The 25,649-nt window shown below is 39.8% G+C and carries 21 protein-coding genes; 16 read left to right on the top strand and 5 right to left on the bottom strand.

Going from position 1 to position 25,649, the window contains the following annotated elements; genetic code table 11:
- A complete protein-coding gene (gyrA, locus tag G7B18_RS02155) occupies window positions 1-2,559 on the bottom strand; it encodes a DNA gyrase subunit A (RefSeq protein WP_164110463.1) in 2,559 nt (852 codons plus the stop codon).
- Window positions 2,560-2,979: 420 nt separating this feature from the next.
- Between gyrA and serC the strand changes: the two genes are divergently transcribed.
- From serC to G7B18_RS02120, 7 genes are all read left to right on the top strand, one after another.
- Entirely contained in the window at window positions 2,980-4,050 is a 1,071-nt protein-coding gene (gene serC / locus G7B18_RS02150; protein WP_164110461.1) for a 3-phosphoserine/phosphohydroxythreonine transaminase, read from the top strand.
- A gap of 108 nt (window positions 4,051-4,158) precedes the next feature.
- On the top strand, window positions 4,159-5,106 hold the full coding sequence (locus tag G7B18_RS02145; protein ID WP_164121979.1) for a D-2-hydroxyacid dehydrogenase: 948 nt from the start codon (window positions 4,159-4,161) through the stop codon (window positions 5,104-5,106).
- Window positions 5,107-5,393: 287 nt separating this feature from the next.
- Window positions 5,394-6,710, top strand: coding sequence for an aspartate kinase (locus tag G7B18_RS02140; protein ID WP_164110457.1), 1,317 nt, complete (start codon window positions 5,394-5,396; stop codon window positions 6,708-6,710).
- A gap of 16 nt (window positions 6,711-6,726) precedes the next feature.
- The gene (lysA, locus tag G7B18_RS02135) at window positions 6,727-7,884 is read left to right on the top strand and encodes a diaminopimelate decarboxylase (protein WP_164110455.1); all 1,158 of its coding nucleotides are present in this window, start codon (window positions 6,727-6,729) and stop codon (window positions 7,882-7,884) included.
- Window positions 7,885-8,154: 270 nt separating this feature from the next.
- Window positions 8,155-8,601: a hypothetical protein gene (locus G7B18_RS02130; protein ID WP_164110453.1), complete on the top strand. Its 447-nt coding sequence runs from the start codon at window positions 8,155-8,157 to the stop codon at window positions 8,599-8,601.
- Window positions 8,602-8,746: 145 nt separating this feature from the next.
- Window positions 8,747-9,016: a hypothetical protein gene (locus G7B18_RS02125; protein WP_164110451.1), complete on the top strand. Its 270-nt coding sequence runs from the start codon at window positions 8,747-8,749 to the stop codon at window positions 9,014-9,016.
- Window positions 9,017-9,114: 98 nt separating this feature from the next.
- Complete coding sequence (locus tag G7B18_RS02120) at window positions 9,115-9,849, top strand: YggS family pyridoxal phosphate-dependent enzyme (protein WP_164121978.1); 735 nt, start codon at window positions 9,115-9,117, stop codon at window positions 9,847-9,849.
- Between the two features lie 16 nt (window positions 9,850-9,865).
- On the opposite strand, the gene G7B18_RS02115 is transcribed toward G7B18_RS02120, so the two are convergent.
- From G7B18_RS02115 to G7B18_RS02105, 3 genes are all read right to left on the bottom strand, one after another.
- Window positions 9,866-10,060, bottom strand: a complete 195-nt coding sequence (locus G7B18_RS02115; RefSeq protein WP_164110447.1) for a hypothetical protein — start codon at window positions 10,058-10,060, stop codon at window positions 9,866-9,868.
- A 249-nt stretch (window positions 10,061-10,309) separates the two neighbouring features.
- Window positions 10,310-11,677, bottom strand: a complete 1,368-nt coding sequence (locus tag G7B18_RS02110; RefSeq protein WP_164110444.1) for an NAD(P)-binding domain-containing protein — start codon at window positions 11,675-11,677, stop codon at window positions 10,310-10,312.
- A gap of 456 nt (window positions 11,678-12,133) precedes the next feature.
- Window positions 12,134-12,685 carry a DUF1697 domain-containing protein gene (locus tag G7B18_RS02105; protein WP_164110442.1) on the bottom strand — a complete coding sequence of 184 codons (552 nt, stop codon included), beginning with the start codon at window positions 12,683-12,685 and terminating at the stop codon, window positions 12,134-12,136.
- 245 nt (window positions 12,686-12,930) lie between these two features.
- On the opposite strand from G7B18_RS02105, the gene G7B18_RS02100 reads away from it, so the two are divergent.
- From G7B18_RS02100 to G7B18_RS02080, 5 genes are all read left to right on the top strand, one after another.
- Window positions 12,931-13,884 carry an arginase gene (locus tag G7B18_RS02100; RefSeq protein ID WP_164110440.1) on the top strand — a complete coding sequence of 318 codons (954 nt, stop codon included), beginning with the start codon at window positions 12,931-12,933 and terminating at the stop codon, window positions 13,882-13,884.
- A 184-nt stretch (window positions 13,885-14,068) separates the two neighbouring features.
- Window positions 14,069-15,373: an ammonium transporter gene (locus tag G7B18_RS02095; RefSeq protein WP_164110438.1), complete on the top strand. Its 1,305-nt coding sequence runs from the start codon at window positions 14,069-14,071 to the stop codon at window positions 15,371-15,373.
- A 393-nt stretch (window positions 15,374-15,766) separates the two neighbouring features.
- Entirely contained in the window at window positions 15,767-17,293 is a 1,527-nt protein-coding gene (locus tag G7B18_RS02090) for a sulfatase (RefSeq protein ID WP_164110436.1), read from the top strand.
- A gap of 109 nt (window positions 17,294-17,402) precedes the next feature.
- Complete coding sequence (locus tag G7B18_RS02085; RefSeq protein WP_164110434.1) at window positions 17,403-17,969, top strand: Crp/Fnr family transcriptional regulator; 567 nt, start codon at window positions 17,403-17,405, stop codon at window positions 17,967-17,969.
- Between the two features lie 62 nt (window positions 17,970-18,031).
- On the top strand, window positions 18,032-18,610 hold the full coding sequence (locus tag G7B18_RS02080) for an NAD(P)H-dependent oxidoreductase (protein ID WP_164110432.1): 579 nt from the start codon (window positions 18,032-18,034) through the stop codon (window positions 18,608-18,610).
- On the opposite strand, the gene G7B18_RS02075 is transcribed toward G7B18_RS02080, so the two are convergent.
- On the bottom strand, window positions 18,602-19,162 hold the full coding sequence (locus G7B18_RS02075) for a peptidoglycan recognition family protein (RefSeq protein ID WP_205601694.1): 561 nt from the start codon (window positions 19,160-19,162) through the stop codon (window positions 18,602-18,604). The two genes, G7B18_RS02080 and G7B18_RS02075, sit on opposite strands and share 9 nt — an antisense overlap.
- A 102-nt stretch (window positions 19,163-19,264) precedes the next feature.
- Between G7B18_RS02075 and G7B18_RS02070 the strand changes: the two genes are divergently transcribed.
- From G7B18_RS02070 to G7B18_RS02055, 4 genes are all read left to right on the top strand, one after another.
- On the top strand, window positions 19,265-21,007 hold the full coding sequence (locus G7B18_RS02070; RefSeq protein ID WP_164121977.1) for a metallophosphoesterase family protein: 1,743 nt from the start codon (window positions 19,265-19,267) through the stop codon (window positions 21,005-21,007).
- A gap of 109 nt (window positions 21,008-21,116) precedes the next feature.
- The gene (locus G7B18_RS02065; RefSeq protein ID WP_164121976.1) at window positions 21,117-21,926 is read left to right on the top strand and encodes a Cof-type HAD-IIB family hydrolase; all 810 of its coding nucleotides are present in this window, start codon (window positions 21,117-21,119) and stop codon (window positions 21,924-21,926) included.
- A gap of 12 nt (window positions 21,927-21,938) precedes the next feature.
- Entirely contained in the window at window positions 21,939-23,279 is a 1,341-nt protein-coding gene (hemL, locus tag G7B18_RS02060) for a glutamate-1-semialdehyde 2,1-aminomutase (RefSeq protein ID WP_164121975.1), read from the top strand.
- Window positions 23,280-23,514: 235 nt separating this feature from the next.
- Window positions 23,515-25,647 carry a cbb3-type cytochrome c oxidase subunit I gene (locus G7B18_RS02055; protein WP_240452742.1) on the top strand — a complete coding sequence of 711 codons (2,133 nt, stop codon included), beginning with the start codon at window positions 23,515-23,517 and terminating at the stop codon, window positions 25,645-25,647.
- Window positions 25,648-25,649 lie beyond the last annotated feature (2 nt).

Below are 25,649 nucleotides of genomic sequence, written 5' to 3'. Positions count from 1 at the left end.
TTATTCTTCTGTTGCTTCAGTTACTTGTTCATCTAAGTCGGAGTTCTCGGTAGTATTTTCGGAATTTGTACCGATTTCTTCTTCCTCTTCTTCGCGAGCAACTTTAGTAATTGAGGCTATCTCATCTGTTTCTTTAAGCGTGATAAGACGAACCCCTTGAGTGGCACGCCCCATAACACGGAGCGAATCTACTCCGATACGGATTACGATTCCGGATTTGTTGATAATCATAAGGTCATCATTGTCTGTTACATCTTTAATAGCGACGAGTTCGCCGGTTTTCTCTGTAACATTGATGGTTTTGACCCCTTTACCACCTCTGTTCGTAATGCGGTAATCTTCGATATCTGTTCGTTTACCATAGCCTTTTTCAGAAACGACTAGTACGCTCACATCAGAACTATTCACACTAATCATGCCAACTACTTCATCTGTCTCGCTTGTCAATGTAATTCCGCGTACACCGGTTGCGGTACGTCCCATTGGCCGGACAGTAGATTCATTGAATCGGATCGCTCTACCAGAACGTAAAGCCATCACAATCTCACTACTACCACTCGTTAAACAGGCTTCAATTAGCTGATCACCTTCATTAATATTGATGGCGTTGATACCATTAGCACGTGGACGCGAGTAGGCTTCCAAGGATGTCTTCTTGATCGTTCCTTGTTTGGTACACATGATAATGAAGTTGTTCGCTAAGTATTCTTGATCTTTAAGATTCTTGACTAAGATATATGCTTTTATTTTTTCATCTTTTGGGATATTGATGATGTTTTGTAAAGCTCTACCTCGTGAAGTCCGACTTCCTTCTGGAATTTCAAATGCTCTCAACCAGAAACAGCGACCTGCCTCCGTAAATAATAACATGTAATTATGAGCAGTTGCGGTAATGATATGCTCTGTGAAATCTTCGTCTCGGGTATTGGAGCCGATAGCTCCTTTACCACCCCGACCTTGACGTTTATACTCGGTCAACGGCGTGCGTTTTACATAGCTGTTATGTGAGATTGTAATAACAACTTCCTCATCATCTACGAAGTCTTCCATTGTCATGTCCTCTGCTGAATGCACGATGACCGACCTGCGCTCGTCACCGAATTTTTCCTTAATTTCTAAGAGTTCATCTTTAATGATTTGCATTCGGAGACCTTCATCCATTAGAACTTGTTTTAAGTAATCGATGGTCTTCATTAATTCGGCGTACTCCTCCTTAATCTTATCCCGCTCTAGTCCTGTAAGACGACGCAACGTCATATCTAAAATAGCGCGGGCTTGTAGATCGGATAGTCCGAATTTTTCCATTAAGCCAACCCGAGCATCTTCAGGTGTCTCGGAACTACGGATTAACTTGATAACCTCATCTAGATGATCTAATGCAATAAGATAGCCTTCTAATATATGTGCTCGCTTTTCGGCTTCGGCCAATTCGAATTTAGTACGACGAACGATTACCTCATGTCTATGCTCCACGAATTCATGAATCATATCTTTCAGGTTCATCAACATCGGGCGTCCTTTGACTAAGGCAATGTTATTTACGGAAAAGGATGACTGTAGGGAAGTATATTTATAAAGGTTGTTTAAAACAACATTTGCGTTTGCATCACGTTTGATTTCATATATAATACGTACATCTTTTGTAGATTCATCACGTATCTCGGAAATGCCTTCGATTTTCTTTTCGTTGATTAGATCTACGGTACGCTTGATCATATCCGCTTTGTTAATCAAATAAGGTATTTCGGTTACGATGATGATTTCACGGCCGGATTTAGTCGTTTCGATCTCCGCTTTCGCACGCATTACAATTCTTCCACGACCTGTCTCAAATGCTTCGCGGACACCGTGGTGCCCGTATATAAATCCTCCTGTAGGGAAATCTGGAGCTTTAACATACTGCATTAATTCCGAAATTTCGATATCTCTATTGTCTATGTAGGCAATGGTACCATCAATAACTTCGGTCAAATTATGGGGGGCCATGTTTGTGGCCATACCAACGGCGATACCCGAAGCGCCATTGACCAAGAGGTTAGGGATGCGGGTCGGTAATACTGTTGGCTCTGTCTCTGAGTCGTCAAAATTCAACTGAAAGTCAACAGTGTCTTTTCTGATATCGGCCAACATTTCCTCTGCGATCTTGCGTAGACGAGATTCCGTATAACGCATTGCTGCTGGTGGATCTCCGTCTAATGATCCGTAATTTCCCTGACCATCGATCAAAGGGTATCGGAGAGACCAATCTTGAGCCATACGCACCATAGTATCGTATACGGCTGTATCTCCATGCGGGTGGTACTTACCCAATACATCCCCAACAATACGGGCTGATTTTTTATAAGGTTTTCCAGAAGTAACCCCTAACTCGTGCATACCATATAATACACGTCTGTGTACGGGCTTTAAACCATCTCTTGCATCTGGGAGCGCTCTTGACACGATTACAGACATCGAATAGTCGATATATGCCGACTTCATCTGGTCTTCAATGTTGATTTTTACTACCCTGTCATTAGCAGGTACTAGATTGTTTTCATTTTCTGTTTCTTCAGCCATATTTACCTGGTTACTGTAAAACTAATTAAGTGCATGTATAATGCTCGCACTACGCATGCGAAGATACGATTTTTTTTTCTGAAAGTGTAGGTTTTTGGAGCCTGTTCGGAACTTTTCAGACGGTTATCATTGTTAGATCTACAGCCGATGATTCTAGTCAAAAGAGAAAGATTTTGGTCGTTGATTGCAATGTTAATTCGGTAAAATGTATCGCTTTGTATCGCAGATTGTATTTTTTATTATTCAGTAATAGTTTAAAATGAAGTGTTTGTGTGTGATTATTTGTTTTTTGTAAAGATATCGTATTAAAAACCTTAATTGTTTATGTTTTTGGTAACAAATAATTGTTTGCGTTAATATTAATATAAAAAATGTTGTTACATTTGTTCAGAATTTCACTTATAACACACAAACAACGAGATGAAACATAATTTTGGTGCTGGTCCTTGTATTTTGCCCCAAGAAGTTTTTAAAGAAGCTTCTCAGGCGGTATTAGATTTTAATAATACGGGATTGTCTATTTTGGAGATTTCCCATCGATCAAAGGAATTTGAGGCGGTAATTGTAGAGGCCGAACGTTTAGTTCGTGAGCTACTGAATGTACCGTTAAATTACTCCATTTTATTTCTTCAAGGGGGCGCAAGTCAACAGTTTGCAATGGTGCCCATGAATTTGTTGCCTGAAGGCGGAAAAGCTGCATATTTAGATACCGGTGTATGGGCTTCGAAGGCAGCTAAGGAAGCAAAGAATATTGGAACGGTAGAAGTTGTAGCTTCATCCAGTGATAAAAATTATAATTATATACCGAAAGGATTCACTATTCCTTTGGATGCATCGTATTTTCACTATACCTCTAACAATACCATTTATGGTACAGAGGTGTTTAAGAAACCAGATACACAGGTTCCTACGGTGGTGGATATGTCTTCTGATATTTTTAGTCTAAGTATTGATGTGCGCGATTTTGATATTATTTATGCAGGTGCGCAAAAGAATATGGGGCCTGCCGGGCTGACTTTAGTTATTGTCAAAGACGAAATCTTGGGAAAAACAGGTCGTACAATACCGACTATTTTTGATTATCAGGCACATATCAAAGCTGCGTCAATGTATAATACGCCTGCTGTATTCTCTATTTATGTATCTATGCTTAATCTTCGTTGGTTGAAAGCGAAAGGCGGTATTTCTGTAATTGAACAAGAGAATATTATTAAAGCACGTACATTGTACGATGAAATAGACCGTAATCCGTTTTTTAAAGGGACAGCTGAAGTGGAGGATCGTTCACGGATGAATGTCACGTTCGTTATGGATACACCGGGGCTGGAAGCAGAGTTTTTGACCTTAGCGAAAGAGCGGGACTTGATCGGGATCAAAGGCCATCGTTCTGTAGGTGGTTTTAGAGCTTCAATCTATAATGCACTGAGTATACGGTCAATCAATGCGCTAGTAGATGCTATGCGAGAATTTGAGGATAAACATAGAAGTTAACAAGTTATGGAGTTATCAAGTTAATAAGTCAGAATGGTTAGATGTGGACCAATGTAGATGTTAACAAGAACGCATTATAACTCGATCACAAGATCACAAAGAATAATAATGAAAATTTTAGCAAATGATGGGATAGATCCTATCGGTAAAAAAATATTAGAGGATGCAGGTTTTACAGTAGATACTGTGCATATTCCTCAAGATGAACTAGTGAATAAGTTGAATGCTTATGATGCTGTTACAGTACGTAGTGCTACAAAGTTAAGACAGCCTCTTATTGATGCTTGTCCGAATATCAAAGTAATTGGTCGAGGAGGGGTTGGTATGGATAATATTGATGTGGATTATGCAAGATCTAAGGGGATTACGGTTATCAATACACCTGCTGCTTCATCTCATTCGGTAGCCGAATTGGTCTTTGCACATTTATTGAACGGCGTCCGTTTCTTGTACGATGCTAACCGTAAAATGCCGGTTGAAGGTGCTGTCAATTTTGGTGGTCTTAAGAAGGCGTATGCAGCAGGTACTGAATTGATGGGGAAGAAATTGGGGGTTGTCGGATTTGGTCGTATCGGTAGAGAGACCGCCAAGATGGCTTTAGGGATAGGTATGGATGTATTGTATTACGATCTGTTTGAAGGGCCTACTTCATTGCAGCTTGATTTATCTGGGGGACTGAAAGTTGATGTTCCTGTGCGCCAAGTAGAACTTCCGGAGTTGTTTAGCGAGTCTGACTTTATCTCCTTACACGTTCCTTTTTTGGATAAGCCTGTTATTGGGAAAGAAGAATTTGCATTATTGAAGGATGGTGTCGGACTGGTCAACGCATCACGTGGTGGCGTAATTGATGAATTAGAATTGTTGGAGGCTTTGGATTCAGGCAAAGTAGCTTTTGCTGGCCTTGATGTTTTTGAAGATGAACCAACACCGCGTGCAGCACTTCTGAGTCATCCAAAGCTGTCTTTGACTCCGCATATTGGAGCTGCGACAAACGAAGCTCAGGAACGCATTGGGGAAGAACTTGCGCAGTTGTTGATAGCGAGTCTGAAGAAATAATACTTCCGTATTATTAAGAAATGCGGCACAGACCTGAACGGGGTTGGTGTCGCATTTTTTTAATTCTCTATTGCCGACTTTGCATTACGCTAAATGAAGAGGTATTTGTAGGTGTAATTATGATTTTTCTATTTTTTTAATGGTAAAAATGAAAAATCCGCATAATTATCGGTTCAATTGGGTATATTCACGCTCTAAAATAGTTTTTTGCTGTTTTTGAAAATGCATTTGGTTCTGTCGATAGAGCCTTTTGAAATATAATATAAAGTTAAAAATATAATTACTTCATGAAAATTCTAAAATTCGGTGGTACTTCCGTAGGAAGTGCAGCTCGTATCAAAGGGTTACTCGAAATCGTAGACCCTAACGAGCGTCAAATTGTGGTATTATCTGCAGTGTCGGGGACAACAAACGCTTTAGTAGAGATCGGTCAGGCTTACTTGAACGGAGATAAGCAGCTTGCCAAGCAATTGATCACAGCACACAAGGATAAGTACGAGGCGCTTATTAAGGAGCTTTTTGCCACCGAAGAAGGACTTAAGAAGGGGAAGGAACTTATCGATCACCATTTTCATGTAATTGAATCTTTAGCAAACAACGATATATTCACGCCTACAGAGGAGAAAATAATTTTAGCTCAGGGTGAATTGATGTCTACCACCCTTTGGCATTTTCATTTGGAAGAAATAGGTGTTGCATCTGTGTTGCTTCCTGCTTTGGAGTTTATGAAGATCGACGAAGACAATGAACCTATGATAGACCATATTAGGCAAAAGTTGTCCCCATTGTTAAGTGATAATCCAGAAAATAAGCTATTTATTACGCAGGGATTTATCTGTAGAAATTCTTTTGGCGAAATTGACAACTTGCGTAGGGGAGGATCCGACTATACGGCTTCTTTGATTGGAGCTGCAATAGCTGCAGATGAGGTTCAGATTTGGACAGATATTGATGGTATGCACAATAATGATCCCCGTATTGTGGCCAACACCTCCCCGATAGCCCATCTGAGTTTTGATGAGGCTGCTGAGTTGGCTTATTTTGGAGCTAAGATTTTGCACCCGCAGAGTGTATTCCCTGCGCAGCGCTATAATGTGCCAGTGCGTTTGTTGAATACGATGGATCCAGGTGCCCATGGAACGTTGATATCAAAAGCGGGCTCTGAAAAAGGCGTCATTCGGGCAATTGCTGCAAAAGATGGAATTACTGCTATCCACATACATTCGTCTAGAATGCTGTTAGCTTATGGCTTTTTACGTAAAGTGTTCGAGATATTTGAGCGTTATAAGACACCTATAGACATGATTACGACTTCGGAAGTAGCTGTATCTCTTTCAATCGACGATACAAGTAATCTTTTGGAGATCATCAAAGAGGTAGAGTTGTTTGGTAAAGTAGGAGTCGATGAGGGCCAGACTATTGTATGTGTCGTAGGGGATTTCGGAGCTAATACGCATGGTTATGCAGCACGTGTACTGGACGCAGTCAAACATTTACCTATCCGAATGATATCCTATGGAGGGTCGGATTATAATGTGTCTATACTTTTAGATACCAAATATAAAGTAGAGGCATTACGCTCGTTACATAATAGGTTGTTTTAATATTCAGAGCAAGGATATGTTTAAAAATAAGGAATTGTTGAGCCAGTTTTCTAATCAGGAGACACCGTTTTATTACTATGATTTAAATCTGCTAAAGCAAACACTCCAATCTGCGAAAAAAGCAGCAGATAAACGTGGGTTTCATGTACATTATGCTTTGAAAGCTAACTTTAATGATAGATTGCTTGCTGTTATTCAATCCATGGGATTTGGAGCAGATTGTGTCAGTGGTAATGAGGTGCAGAAATCTATTGATACAGGGTTTCCTGCGGATCAGATAACGTTTGCGGGAGTAGGAAAATCGGATAAAGAGATTTTGACCGCTTTAAAGCATGGAATTTTTGCTTTTAATGTGGAGTCTATTCAAGAGTTAGAGGTGATAAATGAGTTGGCGGGACAGCATGGCGAACGTGCTAACGTTTCTTTAAGGATCAACCCTAATGTGGATGCTAATACCCACCATTATATAACAACTGGACTTGATGAGAATAAATTTGGTGTACCAAATTCAGAGTTAGAGAAGGCTGCTGCTGTCATTAAAGGATGTGAACACATAGATCTTATTGGATTGCATTTTCATGTTGGTTCTCAGATAACAGATATGGGGGTCTTTAGGAGTCTGTGTGTCAAAGTTAATGAATGGAAGAACTGGTTTGAGGATAGGGGAACTTATATTAAAGTGATCAATGTAGGCGGAGGGCTCGGTGTAGATTATAGGGATCCAGATGGTAATCCTATAGCCGATTTTGAAGCTTATTTTGATGTGTTTGATAAGTTCTTGGAACGTAACGCGCAGCAGGAGGTTCATTTTGAATTGGGACGGGCACTGGTGGCACAATGTGGGACGTTGGTGAGCCGTGTGCTTTATACGAAAAGCGGTTCTAAAAAGAACTTCTTAATCCTAGATGCAGGAATGACCGAATTGATGCGTCCCGCTTTGTATCAAGCTTATCATAAAATAGAAAAGATAGGAGAAGGTACTAATGAGAAAGAGCTGAATTATGATGTTGTAGGGCCGATCTGTGAAAGTTCAGATAGCTTTGGAAAAGAGGTTTTACTTCCAGTGAGCAAACGGGGGGATCTAATTGCTATAAGGACGGCGGGAGCTTATGGAGAGGTAATGGCCTCGAATTATAATTTAAGGAACGAGATACGTTATCTGTATTCGGAATAACAGTTAATTTAATCCTTCCTGTGAAAGCCTCATTAGAATTTTCTAATGAGGCTTTTTTTATTTAGGTCCATCAAATGTAAAAGCAAACTCGCTGTATACAAGTGTCTTGTTTGATTTTGTTTGTTGTTTTTAGAATTATGTTCTGTTTATTTGTGTTTTTGTCGTTCTTAAATTTATTTTTATTTAATTGTATCGAATTTAATTCTTTTTACGTTATGTTTTGGAATCCGATAATTTTTCGGAGGATTTTTATTTTAAATATATAAGAATATGAACAAATTATTTTCAGTATTAATTTTGGCTACAGCAATTTTCTCGAGTTGCTCAAGCACATCTAAGATAAAGGAAATGAAAAAAGAAACCTTATCAGTTGAATTCGTTGGTAACGGGACTATTAAGAAAGCCGAAGGAAAAGTGAGTCTTTTCGCTGTATCGGAGAATATCGCTGATGTACCGGCAACATTGATTTTGGAGCAAAAGCTAACATCATCTAAATTGCCATTTAAAGTAACAGTTGAACTGCCTGAAAACCATAAGAAAATGATTAAACCGGCTGTTAGAGAGGGAGAAGTAATTAAATACTATGTGAATATCGATTGGGATTCAAATAATGATGGAGTCGCCGGAGCAGGTGATATCGTTATTGACTATGATAAAAAATTTCCGACCGTAGTCATTGGTGAAACTACCCAGGTTTTTGTCCACGAGTTAAAGTAAATTTTCAACATATAATATTGGGGAGACATGTGCAGGATTTTACTCCTGTATGTGTCTTTTTTTTGTGCTTAATCTAGCAGGTGTCGTATGAGATAGAACGTATAAGTTGTGTAACTTTGAGGAATATTTAGAGGGATAATTTAATATGAAGACGAGAGAACTCAAGGTGTCTATTAAGGTGACAGTTCCTAAGGCAGTAATAGATAATACGGATGAGCCTTATTTTTATAAAATAGGATTTGAAAAAGAAGACGAGGTGTTAAAAAATGAAGTGGAAAATGGAATAGAAGCTTGGTTTGATGGTTTTGAATTGGTGAGTAACCGTGTTGGAGAGGATATCGAAATAACAGATACTGCTGAAGAAATGATAACGGCAAAGCTGCACTATACTGTCTTCGTAGAGAAGATCTATTAAAGAAATCGGGAAACTGGACTAGGGGTTATTTGTAAAACTGTAGGAGTCTTAGGATCTGGATTCCGTTTACTTTTGTTATGCAATAAGACATAATGTAAATGAGCAATATTGTTAGTAATTTAAATATCATTCTCAAAAGAATCGAAAGGGCGTGTTTAGATAGTATGCGTGATCCAGCAGAAGTTAAGTTGCTGTTAGCAACTAAAACAGTGCCCTCCGAACGTATTAAAGAAGCACTTCAAGAAGGACAAACTTTGATCGCAGAGAACAAGGTTCAGGAAATAAAAGAAAAATACGAGGATTTGAGAAGTATACCACATACGAGTCATTTTATAGGGCATCTGCAATCCAATAAAATTAAAGATATCTTAAAATATGACATCAGTTGTATACAATCTCTCGATCGATTAGAAATTGCCGAAAAACTACAGCAGCGATTGGCGTATGAGGATAGAAAAATTGATGTTTTGATTCAAATAAATACTTCTGGAGAACAAAGTAAGTTTGGTATACATCCCGACGAGGCGATTGAGCTCGTGAAAAGTGTTTCTGAGTTCGATAATATAAAGATTAAGGGGTTAATGACCATAGGGTTGTTTAGTGCCGAGGCAGAGAAAGTGAGACCCTGTTTTCGGCTACTCAAACAGATCCAACAGGAAATTATTACTGAACAGATTCATAATGTAAATATGCATGAGCTTTCTATGGGGATGAGCGGGGACTTAGAAACTGCAATTGAAGAGGGATCTACGATAGTTCGTGTGGGGACAGCTATCTTTGGTCCGCGTATTTACGCAAATAGCTACTACTGGAATGAAAGCAGGCTCGGATAAACCTTAGCTGTTTAGACTATTTATTGAAGCTTTTGTTTACTGGCTGACGTCGCTTTATGTACGCCGATACTGCAAGAAATAATAAGACGGTGGCTGTAGTCGCGATAGAACTTACCATCAAAATAGCGTAGATGTCTACTTCAGGATTTAGTAGGTATAATGATGAAAAAGCAGCTATAAAATAAAGTATACCAAAAATTAGAGTCTTCATATTTTAATGCATTTATCCATATTTAGTATTTCTCATTGGAAACTATGTGTCGAGTTGCTATAGTGAATACGGTGTCCGATTCATCTTAAATATAATAATTAAACGTTACTTGTGCCTGAATTGCTACAACATTACGTAATAATATGGAGAGTATTTACGGGTTTCCGTAGTTGGGGAAACCGTATATTAAAATAGGCTACCTCGCAAGAGGTAACCTAAGAAAGAACAGACGTGTATTCTGCGTTTCTGTTAAACAAGTGTTTCTTTTTCTAAGTTTTCTTCCAAATATTTTTCTAAACTGTCATCCATTTCATCCATCCAAGCTGTATGATGAGGGGTGGCTTGCGTACCATCCATGACCGATTTATAAACTTGATCGCGGTAGCTAAGAATGTTGGTTTCTTTATCTTGTAGCCAGCTTTTGAACATTGCAGACACTTTGTCTACATTGAAGTCGGGATAATCTGTAAAAGACATCAGCTCTTTGATATAATCTGTTTGAAAGTCGACATGTTCAATACCTGTTTTTGTACTTTCTTCGTAGTCCATCCATTTTTTTATATCTAAAATGCGCTCTTCTTTTAAGGGGATATTGATCCTGCCAAGCATGTAGTCTCTTGCAAACCAGGCTTGCGTATCAAACATGTTGAATGTGTAATATTGATCCTGCATACCTAGATAGAGTAATTGCTCATTATGATTAAAAACTACGCCTTTATAAAGGTCGTCCGGATATAAGCGGTTTTTAGTCTTTAGTCTTAGGTCATCCGGTAGAAATGGGAATTTGTGCTGATACCCCGTACAGAGTATCACAGCATCAAATTCTTCAGAGGTACCATCTTTGAAGTAAGCAGTAGCACCTTCAAAATGGGTTACACAGGATTTTTCTTTTATTCCTTCGGGCCAGTTACAGCCTATTGGGTTACTTCGGTAAGCTATAGTTACGGATGCACTACCATGTTTATAGCACTGGACACCAATGTCCTCAGCCGAATAGCTACTGCCTATAAGAAGTAAACGTTGATCCTTGAATTGATCGGCTCCTCTGAAATCATGGGCATGCATTACGGCTCCAGGAAAATTTTCAATACCTTCGAAATAAGGAAAGTTAGGTGTTGAGAAATGTCCTGTGCCAACAATTAAGTAATCAAAATACTCTTCAAAGGTTTTATTGTCCTTTAAGTTGTCAAAAATGACGCGAAATTGTTTTTGATCCTCGATATAGTCCACCCATCGGGCGACCGTATTGAATTGGATATAATCGCGAGCGTTACTTTGATTGATCCTACCCTGGATATAGTCAAATAATACTTCGCGTGGAGGATAAGAGGAAATAGGTTGCCCAAAATGTTCTGAAAAAGTATAGTCAGCAAATTCAAGACATTCCTTGGGGCCATTCGACCATAAGTATTTGTACATACTTCCATGGAGAGGTTCACCGTATTTTCCTACCCCAGTTCGCCAGGTGTAATTCCACATACCGCCCCAATTATCTTGTTTTTCATAACATTTAATTTCTGGGATGGGATTACCTTTTTTCTGTTCCGATTCAAATGCTCGTAGCATAGCCAATCCGCTCGGACCAGCACCAATAATACCAACTTTAAAATTTGTCATATAATACTATTAATAAAATGTTAAGCTATCCTAAAGGGATAACTGTGATTAATTTATTTAGAAAGTGAATCATTAGATTCAAGACCATCCCGAATAAATTCGGAATGCAATGGAAGAGACTTTTTAAATCTCTAATTAGATGGCATAGCCAAAAAGAAAGGAAAAATTAGGTTTTACCAAAAAGGTAAACATGTTGAATATTATTATACAGAGCCGTAGCTATACGGATGTTTTTTCCTTCAAAAAACTCAATATACGGAAAATTAAATCATTAAGCAAACTATTACACCTTTCATTATATCTGTATTTTTTATCTATTTGACGATAGAGATCGTTCTTGATGTACTTCCAGAGTTCGTTCAGAGCGATTTAGCCTTTGATAGTGTTATAGTTGGAGGAGTTGTCGGCTTACAGTTTCTTTCAATATTATTGACAAGAAGTTATTTATAATGCCTATTATATTTTCTGCAAGACCTTTACAATAGTATTGATGTTGCGGGAGGTAAGCGTGTTTTTGAGTTTTTTCTGCCCTAAGACTTTACTGAATTCAGAATCTAAGGAGCTTCCTTTTGGAACTTTCCAATAAAAGGCTGAGCCGAACATAGCGCCTTCTTCACCTGGTGCTTTTTTTGACTGTTCGAATTCTTTTTTTAGCAAATTTTCAATACCATCTATTCCAAGGAATACATAAGTGTGGAAATTTGTATTGGGTTCAAAAGGATTACTATTTATGATGCTTTCAAGTTCCTTTTTGTTTTTTAGGAAAAGAAATGCATCATAGTCAAAGTGTGAAGAGAGGGCTTTTTCCAGAATTTCTTTTAATTCCGTCCTTGGTTTACCGGAGGAGAATAAGATATTGCCAGAAGCTAGTACCGCATTAACTTTAGCCATCCCGTTGTTTTCAAATAATGTACACACCTCTTTCATCTTCATCGTTGTCCCTTGTACGTTGACACCCCTCAAAAAAGCACAATATAGATAGTTCGATTGATCGGATTGTTTACTCATAGTTCAAGCATTTGTCGTATGTAAAAATAGGAATTATTATAGGTGACATCAATGAGGCTGAATAATTTGTGGAATATATCGAGGTAGCCCATTAGTGTTGATAAAAATTCTTGTCTGTTTACAGAATGCAGTTTTTTTTATCGAAAAGTTCAGTATGTTTTGAGTTTCTAGTGGCAGTTTTGGATATTTGTCAAATAATCTCTTTTTGGACTATACTCGATAGGTAGTCATACAAAACTAAAATTATGCAGACATCGATGGAAATAATAAAGAATAGATCAGATATTGGAGCTGGTACTAGAGGAGCGGATTTAGGGATAGATGCTATGGAGATAGCGGCGATTAATAAGGGTAGTGATTTTTTTCATCGTTATCCTTTTGTGGATGTACCGACACGTAATGACTCTGTGTACGAAAATGATCAACATCCTTATGCTAAATATATACCATATGTTTACGAGCAATGCGAGGAAGTTGCTACTGTGGTCGGTAATTGTCTTTCAAGGAATCAGTTTCCTCTAGTTTTCTCAGGAGATCATTCGTCTGCGATGGGTACAATTAGCGGTATTAAATCTGCATTTCCAGAAAAGACACTTGGCGTTGTTTGGATAGATGCACATGCCGATATACATTCCCCGTACACGACGCCATCTGGTAATATGCATGGCATGCCATTAGGTGCTATGCTAAACGAAGATAACCTGGAGTGTGCGATTAATAAACTGGATGAAGAAACCCACACATACTGGGATAAACTGAAAAACTTAAAGCTTTCTGGCCCAAAGATTAAGGCTGAACATCTTGTTTATTTTGGTGTGAGGGATACTGAACAGCCCGAAGATTCGTTAATCCAGAGCTTGGGAATACGCAACTTTATGGTGGCAGAAGTCAGAGAGCGTGGAATAGATGTTTGTATTCAGGAAGCACTTCTAAGACTTAAGGAATGTGATATACTGTACCTTTCTTTTGATGTAGACAGTATGGATAGTGATTTGATTTCGGACGGTACGGGCACGCCTGTGCCAAGAGGTTTCTTTCCTCATGAGATTTCAACCTTATTAAAAGGGGTGTCAGATTCAGGTAAAGTATGTTGTTTAGAGATTGTAGAAGTAAATCCATTATTGGATAGTCAAGGTAATAAAATGGCAGAAGTGACCTTTGATATTTTGGAAAAGCATTTTCAAGATAAGGGCGAATAGGAGTGAGCTTTGTCCTCAAAAAAGTGCAATACATTTTCAATGTATTGCACTTTTTTATTTCATTTGTTTTATGTATTTCGTTTTTTCAATAAAATATTATTAATAAAAGCTGTTTTTTGTTGATAATATTTTATTGAAATATGTATTTTTGAATGTAAATACTAATCTAATTTAATCTATTCAAATGAAAAAGACGATTCCGTTTATTGTGTTAATTGCTTTGGGTATTATAGGTCTGTTTGGATCTCCTACAGAAATGGCAAACCTGTCCAACGTCAAGCTGGATTCAGGAGATACAGCATGGTTGTTGACTTCCTCCGCATTGGTGCTGATTATGACTCCGGGTTTAGCATTTTTCTATGGAGGTATGGTTAGTAAAAAGAATGTTATTTCGACAATGTTGCAGAGCTTTATTTGTATGTGCCTAATATCGATTGTATGGGTTGTTTTTGGTTTCAGTTTGGCATTTGGCGAAGATATTGGAGGAATTATAGGTGATCCTCGAACTTTTTATATGATGAAAGGAATGCTGGGCAATGTAGCTTGGGAGGGGTTACCAACCGTTCCCCTGATTCTTTTTGCGATGTTTCAGTTAAAATTCGCTATTATAGCACCTGCTCTTATCACCGGAGCCTTTGCCGAGCGAGTTCGCTTTAATTCTTACATGGTATTTATTCTACTTTTTAGTATATTCATTTATATGCCCTTGGCTCACGCAACCTGGCATCCCGAAGGTATTCTAGCGAGGTATGGCGTATTAGATTTTGCAGGGGGTACAGTCGTACACATGTCTGCGGGTTGGGCTGCGTTGGCTTCGGCGCTTTACTTAAAAGGAAGAAGGACTCCGACACATTCACCAGCTCGGATCAGTTATGTTATTTTAGGTACGGCATTGTTGTGGTTTGGTTGGTTTGGTTTTAATGCTGGGTCGGCAGGAGGGGCGAACAGTTTGGCTGCGCATGCATTTGCAACAACCACGATAGCTTCTGCTGTAGCAGCTATGTCTTGGATTTTTGTCGATATTATTCGAGGTAAGAAGCCATCGGCAATGGGTGCATGTATCGGTGCTGTCGTTGGACTTGTCGCGATCACTCCCGCTGCAGGATTTGTAAGTATATCGCATTCTATTGTTATTGGATTAATTGCTGCTTTAGTAAGTAATTTGCTAGTATTTCTACGTAGTAAAACCCGTATCGATGACACGTTGGATGTGTTTCCTTGTCATGGAGTAGGAGGTATGGTCGGGATGGTATTGACTGCCGTATTCGCACATAACTCAATAAACCCAGTCTTGAAAGAGAACGGTTTATACTTTGGTGAGACAAATTTGTTTACAGCACATGTGATTGCACTCGTTGCTGTTTCTATTTTTGCTTTCTTTGGAGCGCTATTACTCCTTAAGCTTACTGATCTGATTGCTCCGTTGCGTGTGCACGAGAAAGATGAAGAATTGGGGTTAGATAGAACACAGCACGACGAAGAATTATAAAAAAAACGCCTGAAGCGGGGAGCTACAGGCGTTCTTAACTAACCAATTATTAACCTAAATTATGAATACCCAAAGTTAACCGTATAAATCAATTTAAAATGTTAAATACTTGTTAATATTGATATAGTCATAGTATTGTGACATTTTATTTTTTTATGAGAATAAACTCTGCCGATAAGAGATGGGGGATATACCTTTTGTGTTTTAAATATCTTCGAAAAATAGCTGGGTGATGGATAATGCATCGCATATGAAATCTCCGCAATATCTAGTGTTAAATTCTCCTTTTTACCCGGATTAATTATGTCGTACTATATCCTATCTCTTGTCGAGAATTTATAATTTTACTACCTTGCCCTTATATATACCTAATTACCATAAAACTAATAAAAAATGTTTTTTTTTCGATTTTCTGTTTTTTTTATTGCCTCTCTGTGGGGATTGACATTGAGTGGACAACATAAGAAACCCAATGTGGTAATTATTATTTCGGATGATCACTCCTATCAGACTATCAGTGCCTATGGTTCGAAATTAGGTCGGACGACTAATATAGACAGAATCGCCCAAGAAGGTGCTACTTTTAATCGGACTTATGTAAATAATTCGATATGTGGCCCAGCTAGAGCGACCCTTTTAACAGGGAAATATAGCCACAAAAATGGATTCAAAGATAATGAAACCTCTACTTTTAATTTTTCGCAGAATACCTTTATTAAAGAGTTGCAACAAGTGGGGTATAAGACAGCTTGGGTCGGTAAAATTCATTTAGGTGAGGAGCTTCAAGGATTTGATTATTACGATATATTGGTAGGACAGGGGCATTATTTCAATCCGGATTTTATTTCACAGGATGGAAAAAAGAGAAGTGAGGGCTACGTGTCGGATATCGTTACTGAAAAGGCATTGGCTTGGTTAGATTCAACGGCAGATAATTATCCATTTTGTTTGGTCATCGGCCATAAAGCTACCCATAGAACTTGGATGCCTGACCCCAAGGACTTTGGGGAATTTGATCAGGATAGTATCCCTCTTCCTCCTAGTTTCTTCGATGATTATTCAGGGAGGTCTGCAGCAGCAGTACAGGAAATGTCTATTAATAAAGACATGAAGATGGGGTACGATTTAAAAATGTTTGAATCCTGGGAGAAAATGATGGTGGATGGAAATTTTAAAAGGATGAACCCGGAACAGAAAAAGCAATATGCAGCATATTATAAGCCAATTTATGAAAAGTTGGAAGCAGCTAATCTTTCTGGAGATGATCTTGCTAAATGGAAATATCAACGCTATATGATAGATTATCTAAATACGGCGCGTTCTATGGACAGGAATATAGGTAAAGTGTTGGATTATCTAAAAGCGCGTAATCTTGATGATAATACGGTGGTGATTTATCTTTCTGATCAAGGATTCTATATGGGTGAACATGGATGGTTTGATAAACGTTTTATGTACGAAGAATCGTTTCGTACCCCAATGTTGATGAAGTATCCAGGGACCATCCCCGTAGGGGCACATATCGATGCCAATATTGTCAATGCAGATATTGCTCCTACAGTATTAGAATTGGCCGGGGTAGATATTCCTAAAGATATGCAAGGGCAATCTTTCGCTAAAGTTCTGAAATCTCCTTCTAAACCCCATCGTAAAGCATTGTATTACCACTATTTTGAAAATGGCGAGCACGCGGTGTCTCCACATTTCGGCGTAAAGGACGATCGCTATAAATTAATTCGTTTCTATAAACGTGTAGATGTATGGGAGCTCTTCGATCTGGAAAAAGATCCACAGGAGTTGAATAATGTTTATAATGACCCTGCCTATAAAAGTGTTGTGGCTAAGATGAAAGCGAAGTTAAAAAGAGAAATTAAGAGTTTTGATGATAAGGAAGCAGAGGAGATCTTTTCAAAATTTTAATATGTTTTGATAAAGCCCTGTTTTCCTATACATAGGTGCTCCTTCTCTTAAGTACATTTTAGTAGTATGAATATATTACAATGCCCCATATAACTTACTTTTGTGAGGTATGATCGAACATTTTTTTTTAAGTTTTGGTATTTTCAGTAAAGAAGAGGTAGCAGGTTTTTTACCCCTATTTGAATATCGGACATTGTCCAAAATGGGTTATTTTGCTCAGGCGGGTCAAGTCTGTAAGGAAGTCGCTTTTATTGAGTCAGGTATATTCCGTTCCTATTATCATACGGAGAAGGGAGATGATGTTACTTATTGTTTCCGTTTTCCTAACGGTATGTTGGGGGCTTATTCTTCTTTTATCTCGGGTGCACCGAGTGTCGAAAACTTGCAAGCCCTTACTGAAGCGAAGATTTGGGTTCTAACTATGAAGAAGGTAGAAGACTTGGAAGCGTCTGACCCGAAATGGACGAAGTTCTTGAAGATCATAGCCGAGCAACAATATATAGAGCTTGAAGAACGGGTGTTTCAATTGCAAAAAGAAAGTGCTTCATCGCGTTACGGTAGTTTGCTCAAAAAACAACCTGATTATATACAATCCATACCTTTACAGTACCTCTCTTCTTATCTGGGGATCACCCAACGACATTTAAGCCGTATTCGTAAATCGCTTTCTTTTTAGACATTTGTCCTGTATAATCGGTTGGTATAGCTGTTAGCTTTGCATACTATATTTTCGCAGACATGAAGAAGATCTTAATTATCAATGGACATCCCAATAAGAAATCTTTTAACAGTGCTTTGGTACAAGCCTATTGGGATGGAGCACTTGGGCAGCAAGCCGAAATAAGGGTTATTCCTATTGGTGAGTTGCAATTTGACCCTAATCTACAGTACGGATATCAACAACGGATGGAGTTAGAGCCCGATTTGATACAGGCTTGGGATAGTATTTTATGGGCCGACCATCTCGTTTGGATTCATCCTGTTTGGTGGGGTGGGCTCCCTGCAGTAACCAAGGGCTTTGTGGATCGACTTTTTTTGCCTGGTATGGCGTACAAGTACCGTCCAAATTCTGTTTGGTGGGACAAGTTGCTGCGTGTTAAGACCGCTCATATTATAACCACTCTGGATCAACCGGGATGGTATTACCGTTTATTTTTTGGAAGGCCTAGTGTCAATCAACTGAAAAAGTCGATTCTGGAATTCTGCGGAATCAAGCCGGTAAAGGTTACGTATGTTGGGGTTATACGTAATTCAACGGATGCTCAGCGTACGAAGTGGTTGGATAACATAAAGGCTTTGGGACGTCAGTTACTTTAACGGAGCTTCCAGCAAGAGTTTCTTTACACTGTTTTTGATGTATCCATTCTCGAAATAGGTGTAGATGTTCTGGCCTGGACAATTGGTATGTCCACAATAGTCGCGATGGGTGGCTATTGTTTCAGGCGATATGTCATACTGTTGACAGAAAGAAGCAGTAAGCTTCACCAGGACATCTAGGAGGTGTTCATTGAGTTGCTGTTCATTGTAGTTTCCCAGAAAAGATATCAAAAGATGGCCTGTAGGATCATAGTCTGTATTGGTCTCGCCCACTGTCAGCACATCTCTACCTTGATAGACAGTGCCATCTGGAGCTATCAGGTAGTGATACGGGATATCTGTCCAATTGCGCTCAGGTCCCATGCACCAAGTCTGTATATTCTTTAGCCTTTGTTTAGCATCTCCATTTTCCAATACTATTTTTCCTCCTTCGTGATGTATGGTAATTCGTACAGGGGTATGCTTTTTATAAGGACGTGCTGTTTGTGCATTCCAACTACTACGTGGTTGTATGATTATTTCTATAGAAGGATCTATAGGATAGAATGACATTAAAGGAAATAGAAGAAGTAAGAACAAAAGCTTCATGTTGATTTTTCTTAGGTTTGCTAATGCAATTTAGGTAATTTTAGCCGTACTTTTTATTATTCCAATATGTGTTTCAATCTGCGCTTTTTTTCTGTCTTTGTTCTTTCTCTCTTTTCTATGGCCTGTTTTGGTCAGGATTTAGAGCGCGAACAGAAAGACCGGGATCTAAAGATATTGGTGATTTCGGATTTGAATGATGCGTATGGTTCGGTCACATACAGTACGGAGGTACATCGTTTGGTGGGGCGGATAAAGGATATCAATCCAGATATTATCTTATGTGGAGGGGATATGGTCGCAGGACAAAAAGCCTCTTTACGTAGATCTCAGCTAGATAGTATGTGGAGCGGATTTCAGGCTTCGGTGTTGGAGCCTATCCAGCAGATGAATATTCCTTTTGGTTTTACGATGGGTAATCATGATGCTTCTCCCAATTATAAAAATGATCGGGAAGCGGCTTCTGCTTTCTGGACAGCGTATAAAGATCAGGCAAAACTTACTTTCGTAGATGATACCCACTTTCCGTATTATTTCTCTTATCTAAAGAATAACATCTTGTTTTTGAGTTGGGATGCTTCAGCATCGGTTATTCCTGATGCGGTAAAGAGCTGGATGGTAACACAATTGTCCTCTGACTATGCGCGGAAAGCAAGGGGGCGAATAGTTTTAGGGCATTTACCTTTATATGCTATGGTAGAGGCGAAAAACAAACCCGGAGAAGTAATAGAGGACGCCGATGCTACCTTAGCTTTCTTTAAGGACCATGCTGTGGATATGTATATTTCCGGGCATCAACATGCTTATTTCCCAGGGTCCAAACAGCAAGTTACACTCCTTCATAGTGGTTGTCTAGGAGGGGGACCTAGACCGTTGATTGGTCATGACGCTCCGGCTTACAAATCGTATGCAATTATTGACATTCCAAAAAAAGGAGGAATGAGCAAGGCGAGTATACTTGGTTTCGTCGCGCCAGATGACCATAAAGTACCGCTTTATGCGTTACCCCGAGAAATAACGGGGTTCAATGGAACTGTAAAGCGTATAGATCGCTCCCTTAACGGAGAAAAATTGAACTTACCCAAGCTACCGAAGAATGCCTTACCTGCAAAGAGTATTGTACAGCAACTTTCTGATTTAGATAACGAACAACGGGAGAAAGCAATAGCGGAGAGTTTTCTTAGGGGTAACTTTCCAAAATTTATGCGGAAATTACAACGGATTGATGTAACTGGGCTGGATGAAAAGGGAAATAGGATAGATGCCTATTATTATGTCATGCCTGATTACCTCATGTTGGGTACGGATGTCGATTTCGTGCGATTGCCGATAAGACCTAGCACGGCTCAGTATATAGCCGATTCGTTGGGATTCGTGTTGAGCAATAGTAAGATCTGTGATGCTGTTTATCAACAGGCAAAGGTGAAGCTCGAGCCTTTACCATTAACAGAAGATAGAGAGCAGTTCAATACCTTTGTGGCGCACAATGTTCGTATTGAACAACAAAGACAAGGGCGAAAAGGCCTTATCGCCGGAATTAAGAAGGATGTGGTGTCGACTGAAAAGCTTCGGGCCACTAAAGGGAAATTGGCACTATACGGTTGGCATAAATTGGATGCTAAACCTATACAGCCCGTATTTACCGGACATGCCGATTATTACGTAGATTATAGCCACGGCATTCGGTTTGTATACCCTTACCTCTTTGTTGGTAAGCAGAAAATAGCATTTGATGACGCGCTAATGAATCCCTCATTGCGTGTTATGCTGACCGATGAGAACGCAAGTTCTTATTATAATTACCCTTGGTAATCCAGCAAATGAGGTATATCTGGACTATGTCGTATTTTTATTTCTGTATCATTTAACTGTTCCAGCTTAGACCTATGTTTGTACTGTGTTTATTAAACCCTGTACAACTATGGTTAAAGCTATTTTTTTTGATGTAGACGGTACTTTATTACGATTTAATGAAGAGACTATTCCTGATTCGATTCTTGATAGTCTACGCTGTTTAAAAAACAGTGGAATAAAGGTGTTTGTCGCGTCTGGGCGTTCCTATGCGCAGATTAAGCGTGTCACCGACTTTCCTTTTGATGGATTTGTTGCTTCGAATGGAGCGGTAGGCATCGATGCGGAAGGAAAAGTTCTTTATAAATCATCTATACCTTATATAGATCTATTTAATCTGGTACAATACCTAGAGTCCAGACCTTCGGCATTTTGTGTTTCTTACATGACCGAGGAAGGTGTTTTTGCCAATGATATTAACGAATTACTGAAGCATCATTATTCACTTATCCATATCCCTCTTCCTGAAAAGCGCCCTCTGTTGGAGTTGTTGCGTTCCAAAGTATTTCAGCTGACTGTTTATATCACTCCTGAGCAGGAAAAGACAATCATCGATAATATTATGGTCAATTGTGTAGCGACGAGGTGGCATGATGATTTTGCAGATATCAACAATCAGCGTTACAACAAAGCGACCGGAGTCGCCTTTTGGTTACGTTATTATGGAATTGGAAAACGTGATACGATGGCTTTTGGAGACGGTGGCAATGATATCGAAATGCTCAAATATGTTAAGTATGGAGTGGCTATGGGGAATGCGCGTCAGGAGGTAAAGGATATCGCTTATCATGTCACGGCCGAAGTCGATGAACAAGGAGTGGTACAGGCGCTAAAGTACTTTAATCTGTTACAGGAAGAAGATGGATTGATTACACTTTAATATAATAGGATCATGAAGAAAGACAGATATGAGAACAGTAGACGGCTTTTTCTGAGGGCAGGATCGCTTATTCCTGGGGGAGTGAATTCTCCTGTTAGGGCATTTAATGGTGTGGGAGGGAATCCTGTTTTTGTGAAAAAAGGGAAAGGCGCTTATCTGTACGATGCGGATGATAATACTTATATAGACTATGTGAATTCTTGGGGAGCCCTCTTGTTTGGGCATGCCTTTTTTTCTGTGGTGGATTCGATTCGGAAGCAATCACTTTTGGGGACTTCGTATGGTATTCCTACAGAAGCGGAGATAGAGCTGGCAAAGTTATTTGTCGATGCTGTACCCCATGTGGAGAAGGTTCGCTTTGTCAATTCAGGTACAGAAGCAACGATGAGCGCTATTCGACTTGCGCGCGGATTTACAGGGAGGAGCAAGATCATCAAATTTATTGGCTGTTACCACGGCCATGCCGATTACTTCTTGGTTGCTGGAGGTAGTGGCTTGTCTACATTGGGGATTCCGGATTCGGCAGGAGTACCACAGGGAGCGGTAGTGGATACTTTATTGGCTGATTTCAACTCGCTAGATAGTGTCGCGCTTTTATTTGAGCAGTTTCCCGAAAGTATTGCAGCAGTAATTGTCGAACCAGTAGCAGGTAATATGGGCTGTGTGGGTCCTGTCTCGGGATTTTTGGAGGGTTTACGTAAACTTTGTTCCCAGTATCAGGCTTTATTGATCTTTGATGAAGTAATGACCGGGTTCCGGCTGGCACGGGGGGGAGCACAGGAGTATTTTAAGGTAGAAGCCGATTTGGTGACCTTTGGAAAAATTGTCGGAGGCGGATTGCCAGTTGGCGCATTTGCTGGTAAAAGTCATATTATGGATCAGTTAGCACCCTTGGGGCCTGTTTATCAAGCGGGGACACTTTCCGGGAACCCTTTAGCCATGTCGGCAGGAATACAGATGCTGAAACGGATCAATAAGGATGAAGCGCTGTATCGGAGGATTCAACATAAGACGGCTTATTTGGAAGAGGGATTGAAATCCTTGTTTGAGGAATTGCAGATTCAGGTCTGTATCAACAGTGTAGGTTCTATGATTTCTCTGTATTTCAATAGCGATGTGGTTACGGATTATGTATCAGCCCAAGGTGCAGATGCAGGTGTATTTCGTACGTTTTTCCATGGTATGCTGGAGCAGGGAATTTATCTTCCGCCTTCTCCATTCGAGTCCTGGTTTTTGTCTGATGCGCTTACGCAAGAAGACCTCGATCATACTATTGAAGCAGCCCATTCAGTACTGTCGGGTATGCTAAAAAATAAAATAACAACAGCGTCTGCGCTAAGCTGGACTAGGTGATTTTGCCTGAACTGTCATGGCAAATTTATTACCATATGGCGTATCTTTGGGTAACAAAAGATGATCTACTAAAGTGAAGATCTTAAGGTCAGGTGACTGATTGGAAGGTAAAGGTTTGCAAGACCTTTTATAATGGTTCGAATCCATTCCTGACCTCTTTTTCCAAAGCCATATATCCCCAGCCCGGGTCGATTCTAATCATATTCTTTAAAACGAATAATTATTCTTTATGGCAATGTCAAGATTTTATAGTTTACTTTTTAGTTGTTTACTGTTGTACAGCCCGCAGGTTTCCAAAGCACATGTCATGCTCCCTACCTCTTTTTCATTTCATGATATGGATTGGATAACCTGTCTTGGGGTTGTATTGGTTTTATTTCTGTTTATCGTCTCGACTTTACTCTATAAGTATATCAATCGGTACTGGCAGTTGCTACAAGGACGCCTGCATCGAGATGAAGGTTATGGAAAACGTTTGGATGAGCTGATACGGGATAGCAGTGCAGAGCAGGTCAGTCGATTATGGAGCGTGATCAGTCAATTGGTTAAAAATAAACGAGTTGGTGCCGTTCTTTTCTTTCTGTTGGGAGCTGCATTACAGGCTAGAGCACAGTTTTACGAAAAAGTAGATGATCTGGATTTGCTCAGTCAAGGCGGTGTATTAGTGACGATGGTTCTGGTAGCCATTCCACTTGTTGTCGCCATTATCCTGCTGGTTGTACAGATCAGGAAGCAGGTGCGCAAGTCTGTCAATATGGGAACAAAGAAGGAAGCGGAAGAACTCGCTGACTATGTGCGGAAACAGGATGATGTAGATGCCGCTGTTTTTGAAAAGCGGATGGGGGCACTCCAATATCGGCTTTCGGATCAGGAACTGAGTGGGGCAGCGGCGGTATCTGATGAAAAAGGACTGTTGCAGAGCCGGGATTTGGAGAATCTTCCTTTCGTAGCTAAAAAGCGAAAAGCACTCCCTAGACCTAAAATAGATGCTTCAAGTTCCAGATTGATACAGTGGTTTATCGGTACGGCTACATTCTGGTTGTTATTTGGTACGACTGTAGGTGAATATCTGGGTATCAAATTTATTGCGCCCGATGCCGAAGCAATAAGCTGGCTCAGTTTTGGACGGCTACGTCCGGTACATACCAATGCTGTTTTCTGGGGCTGGTCATCCTTAGGGATGATCGGGTTGGGCTATTATATTGTTGCTAAGGTGAGTAATGTACCGTTGCAGAAAGTCAATTGGGGGTGGTACTCTTTGATATTGATCAATGCCTGCGTATTATTTGGCAGTATCAGTCTGATGGCCGGGATAAACAATGGCGGCGGCGAGTATCGCGAGTATATTTGGCCCATCATGCTGCTGTTTGCTTTGGGATTGACTTTTACCTTAGGGAGCTACCTCAAAACAATAGCAAAAAGAGAAACCAAAGAGATTTATATATCCAACTGGTATATTGTATCGGCTGTATTGTTCATTTCTATTGTTGCTGTAGTGGGCTATCTTCCTTCTTATCAAGATGGATTGGGGGAGACTATTATTCAGGGATATTATATGCATCAGGCGGTAGGGATGTGGTTTATGCTGTTTACCTTAGGAATTGTCTATTATTTTCTGCCCCAACAGCTCAATCGCCCTATTTACTCCTATAGTCTGGGTATACTGGCGTTCTGGACACAGATTCTGTTCTATACGCTTATTGGTACACACCACTTTGTTTTTAGTGCTATTCCCTGGTGGCTACAAACTGTTGCTATTGTGGCCAGTGCAGGCATGGTGATCCCTGTGGCGGCAGGTACGACCAATTTTATCATGACTTTCCGTGGTGCCTGGCACAAAGTGAGAGATAGTTATTCTCTTCCTTTTTTTGTCGTAGGTATTGTTTTTTACTTTACGGGATCGATGCAGGGAACAGCTGAAGCCTTCCGGTACACGAATCTACTTTGGCATTTTACTGACTTTACGGTAGCGCATTCCCATATGACGATGTATGGTATTATTGCCTTTCTACTGTGGGGCGGGATCTATGCTCTGCTTCCGCGTCTTACGGGAAAGGAATCCGGACAGGCAGCCATAGGTGCTCATTTTTGGCTAGCATTAATCGGTCTGATGATTTATTCGGTCTCCCTGATGTATGGAGGGACATTGCGTGGTTTAGCATGGATGGAAAATGTGCCATTTATCGATAGCGTGCCTTTGATGATGCCTTATTGGCTGTGGCGCGCAATAGGCGGTACTTTAATGTGGATATCGCATATCGTATTTGCGTATAATGTGTTCCAGATGATGGCTGTAAGTAAAGAGGATAAGTCACTTGTGGATCAGGTTATCACTTATCTGGAAGAGGAAAATGTCGAAAACAACTAAAG

Source organism: Sphingobacterium sp. xlx-130 (assembly GCF_011007405.1).
Lineage (GTDB): Bacteria > Bacteroidota > Bacteroidia > Sphingobacteriales > Sphingobacteriaceae > Sphingobacterium > Sphingobacterium luzhongxinii.
Note: the sequence above shows the minus strand (reverse complement) of the source record. Positions and strands in the feature narration are given on the sequence as shown.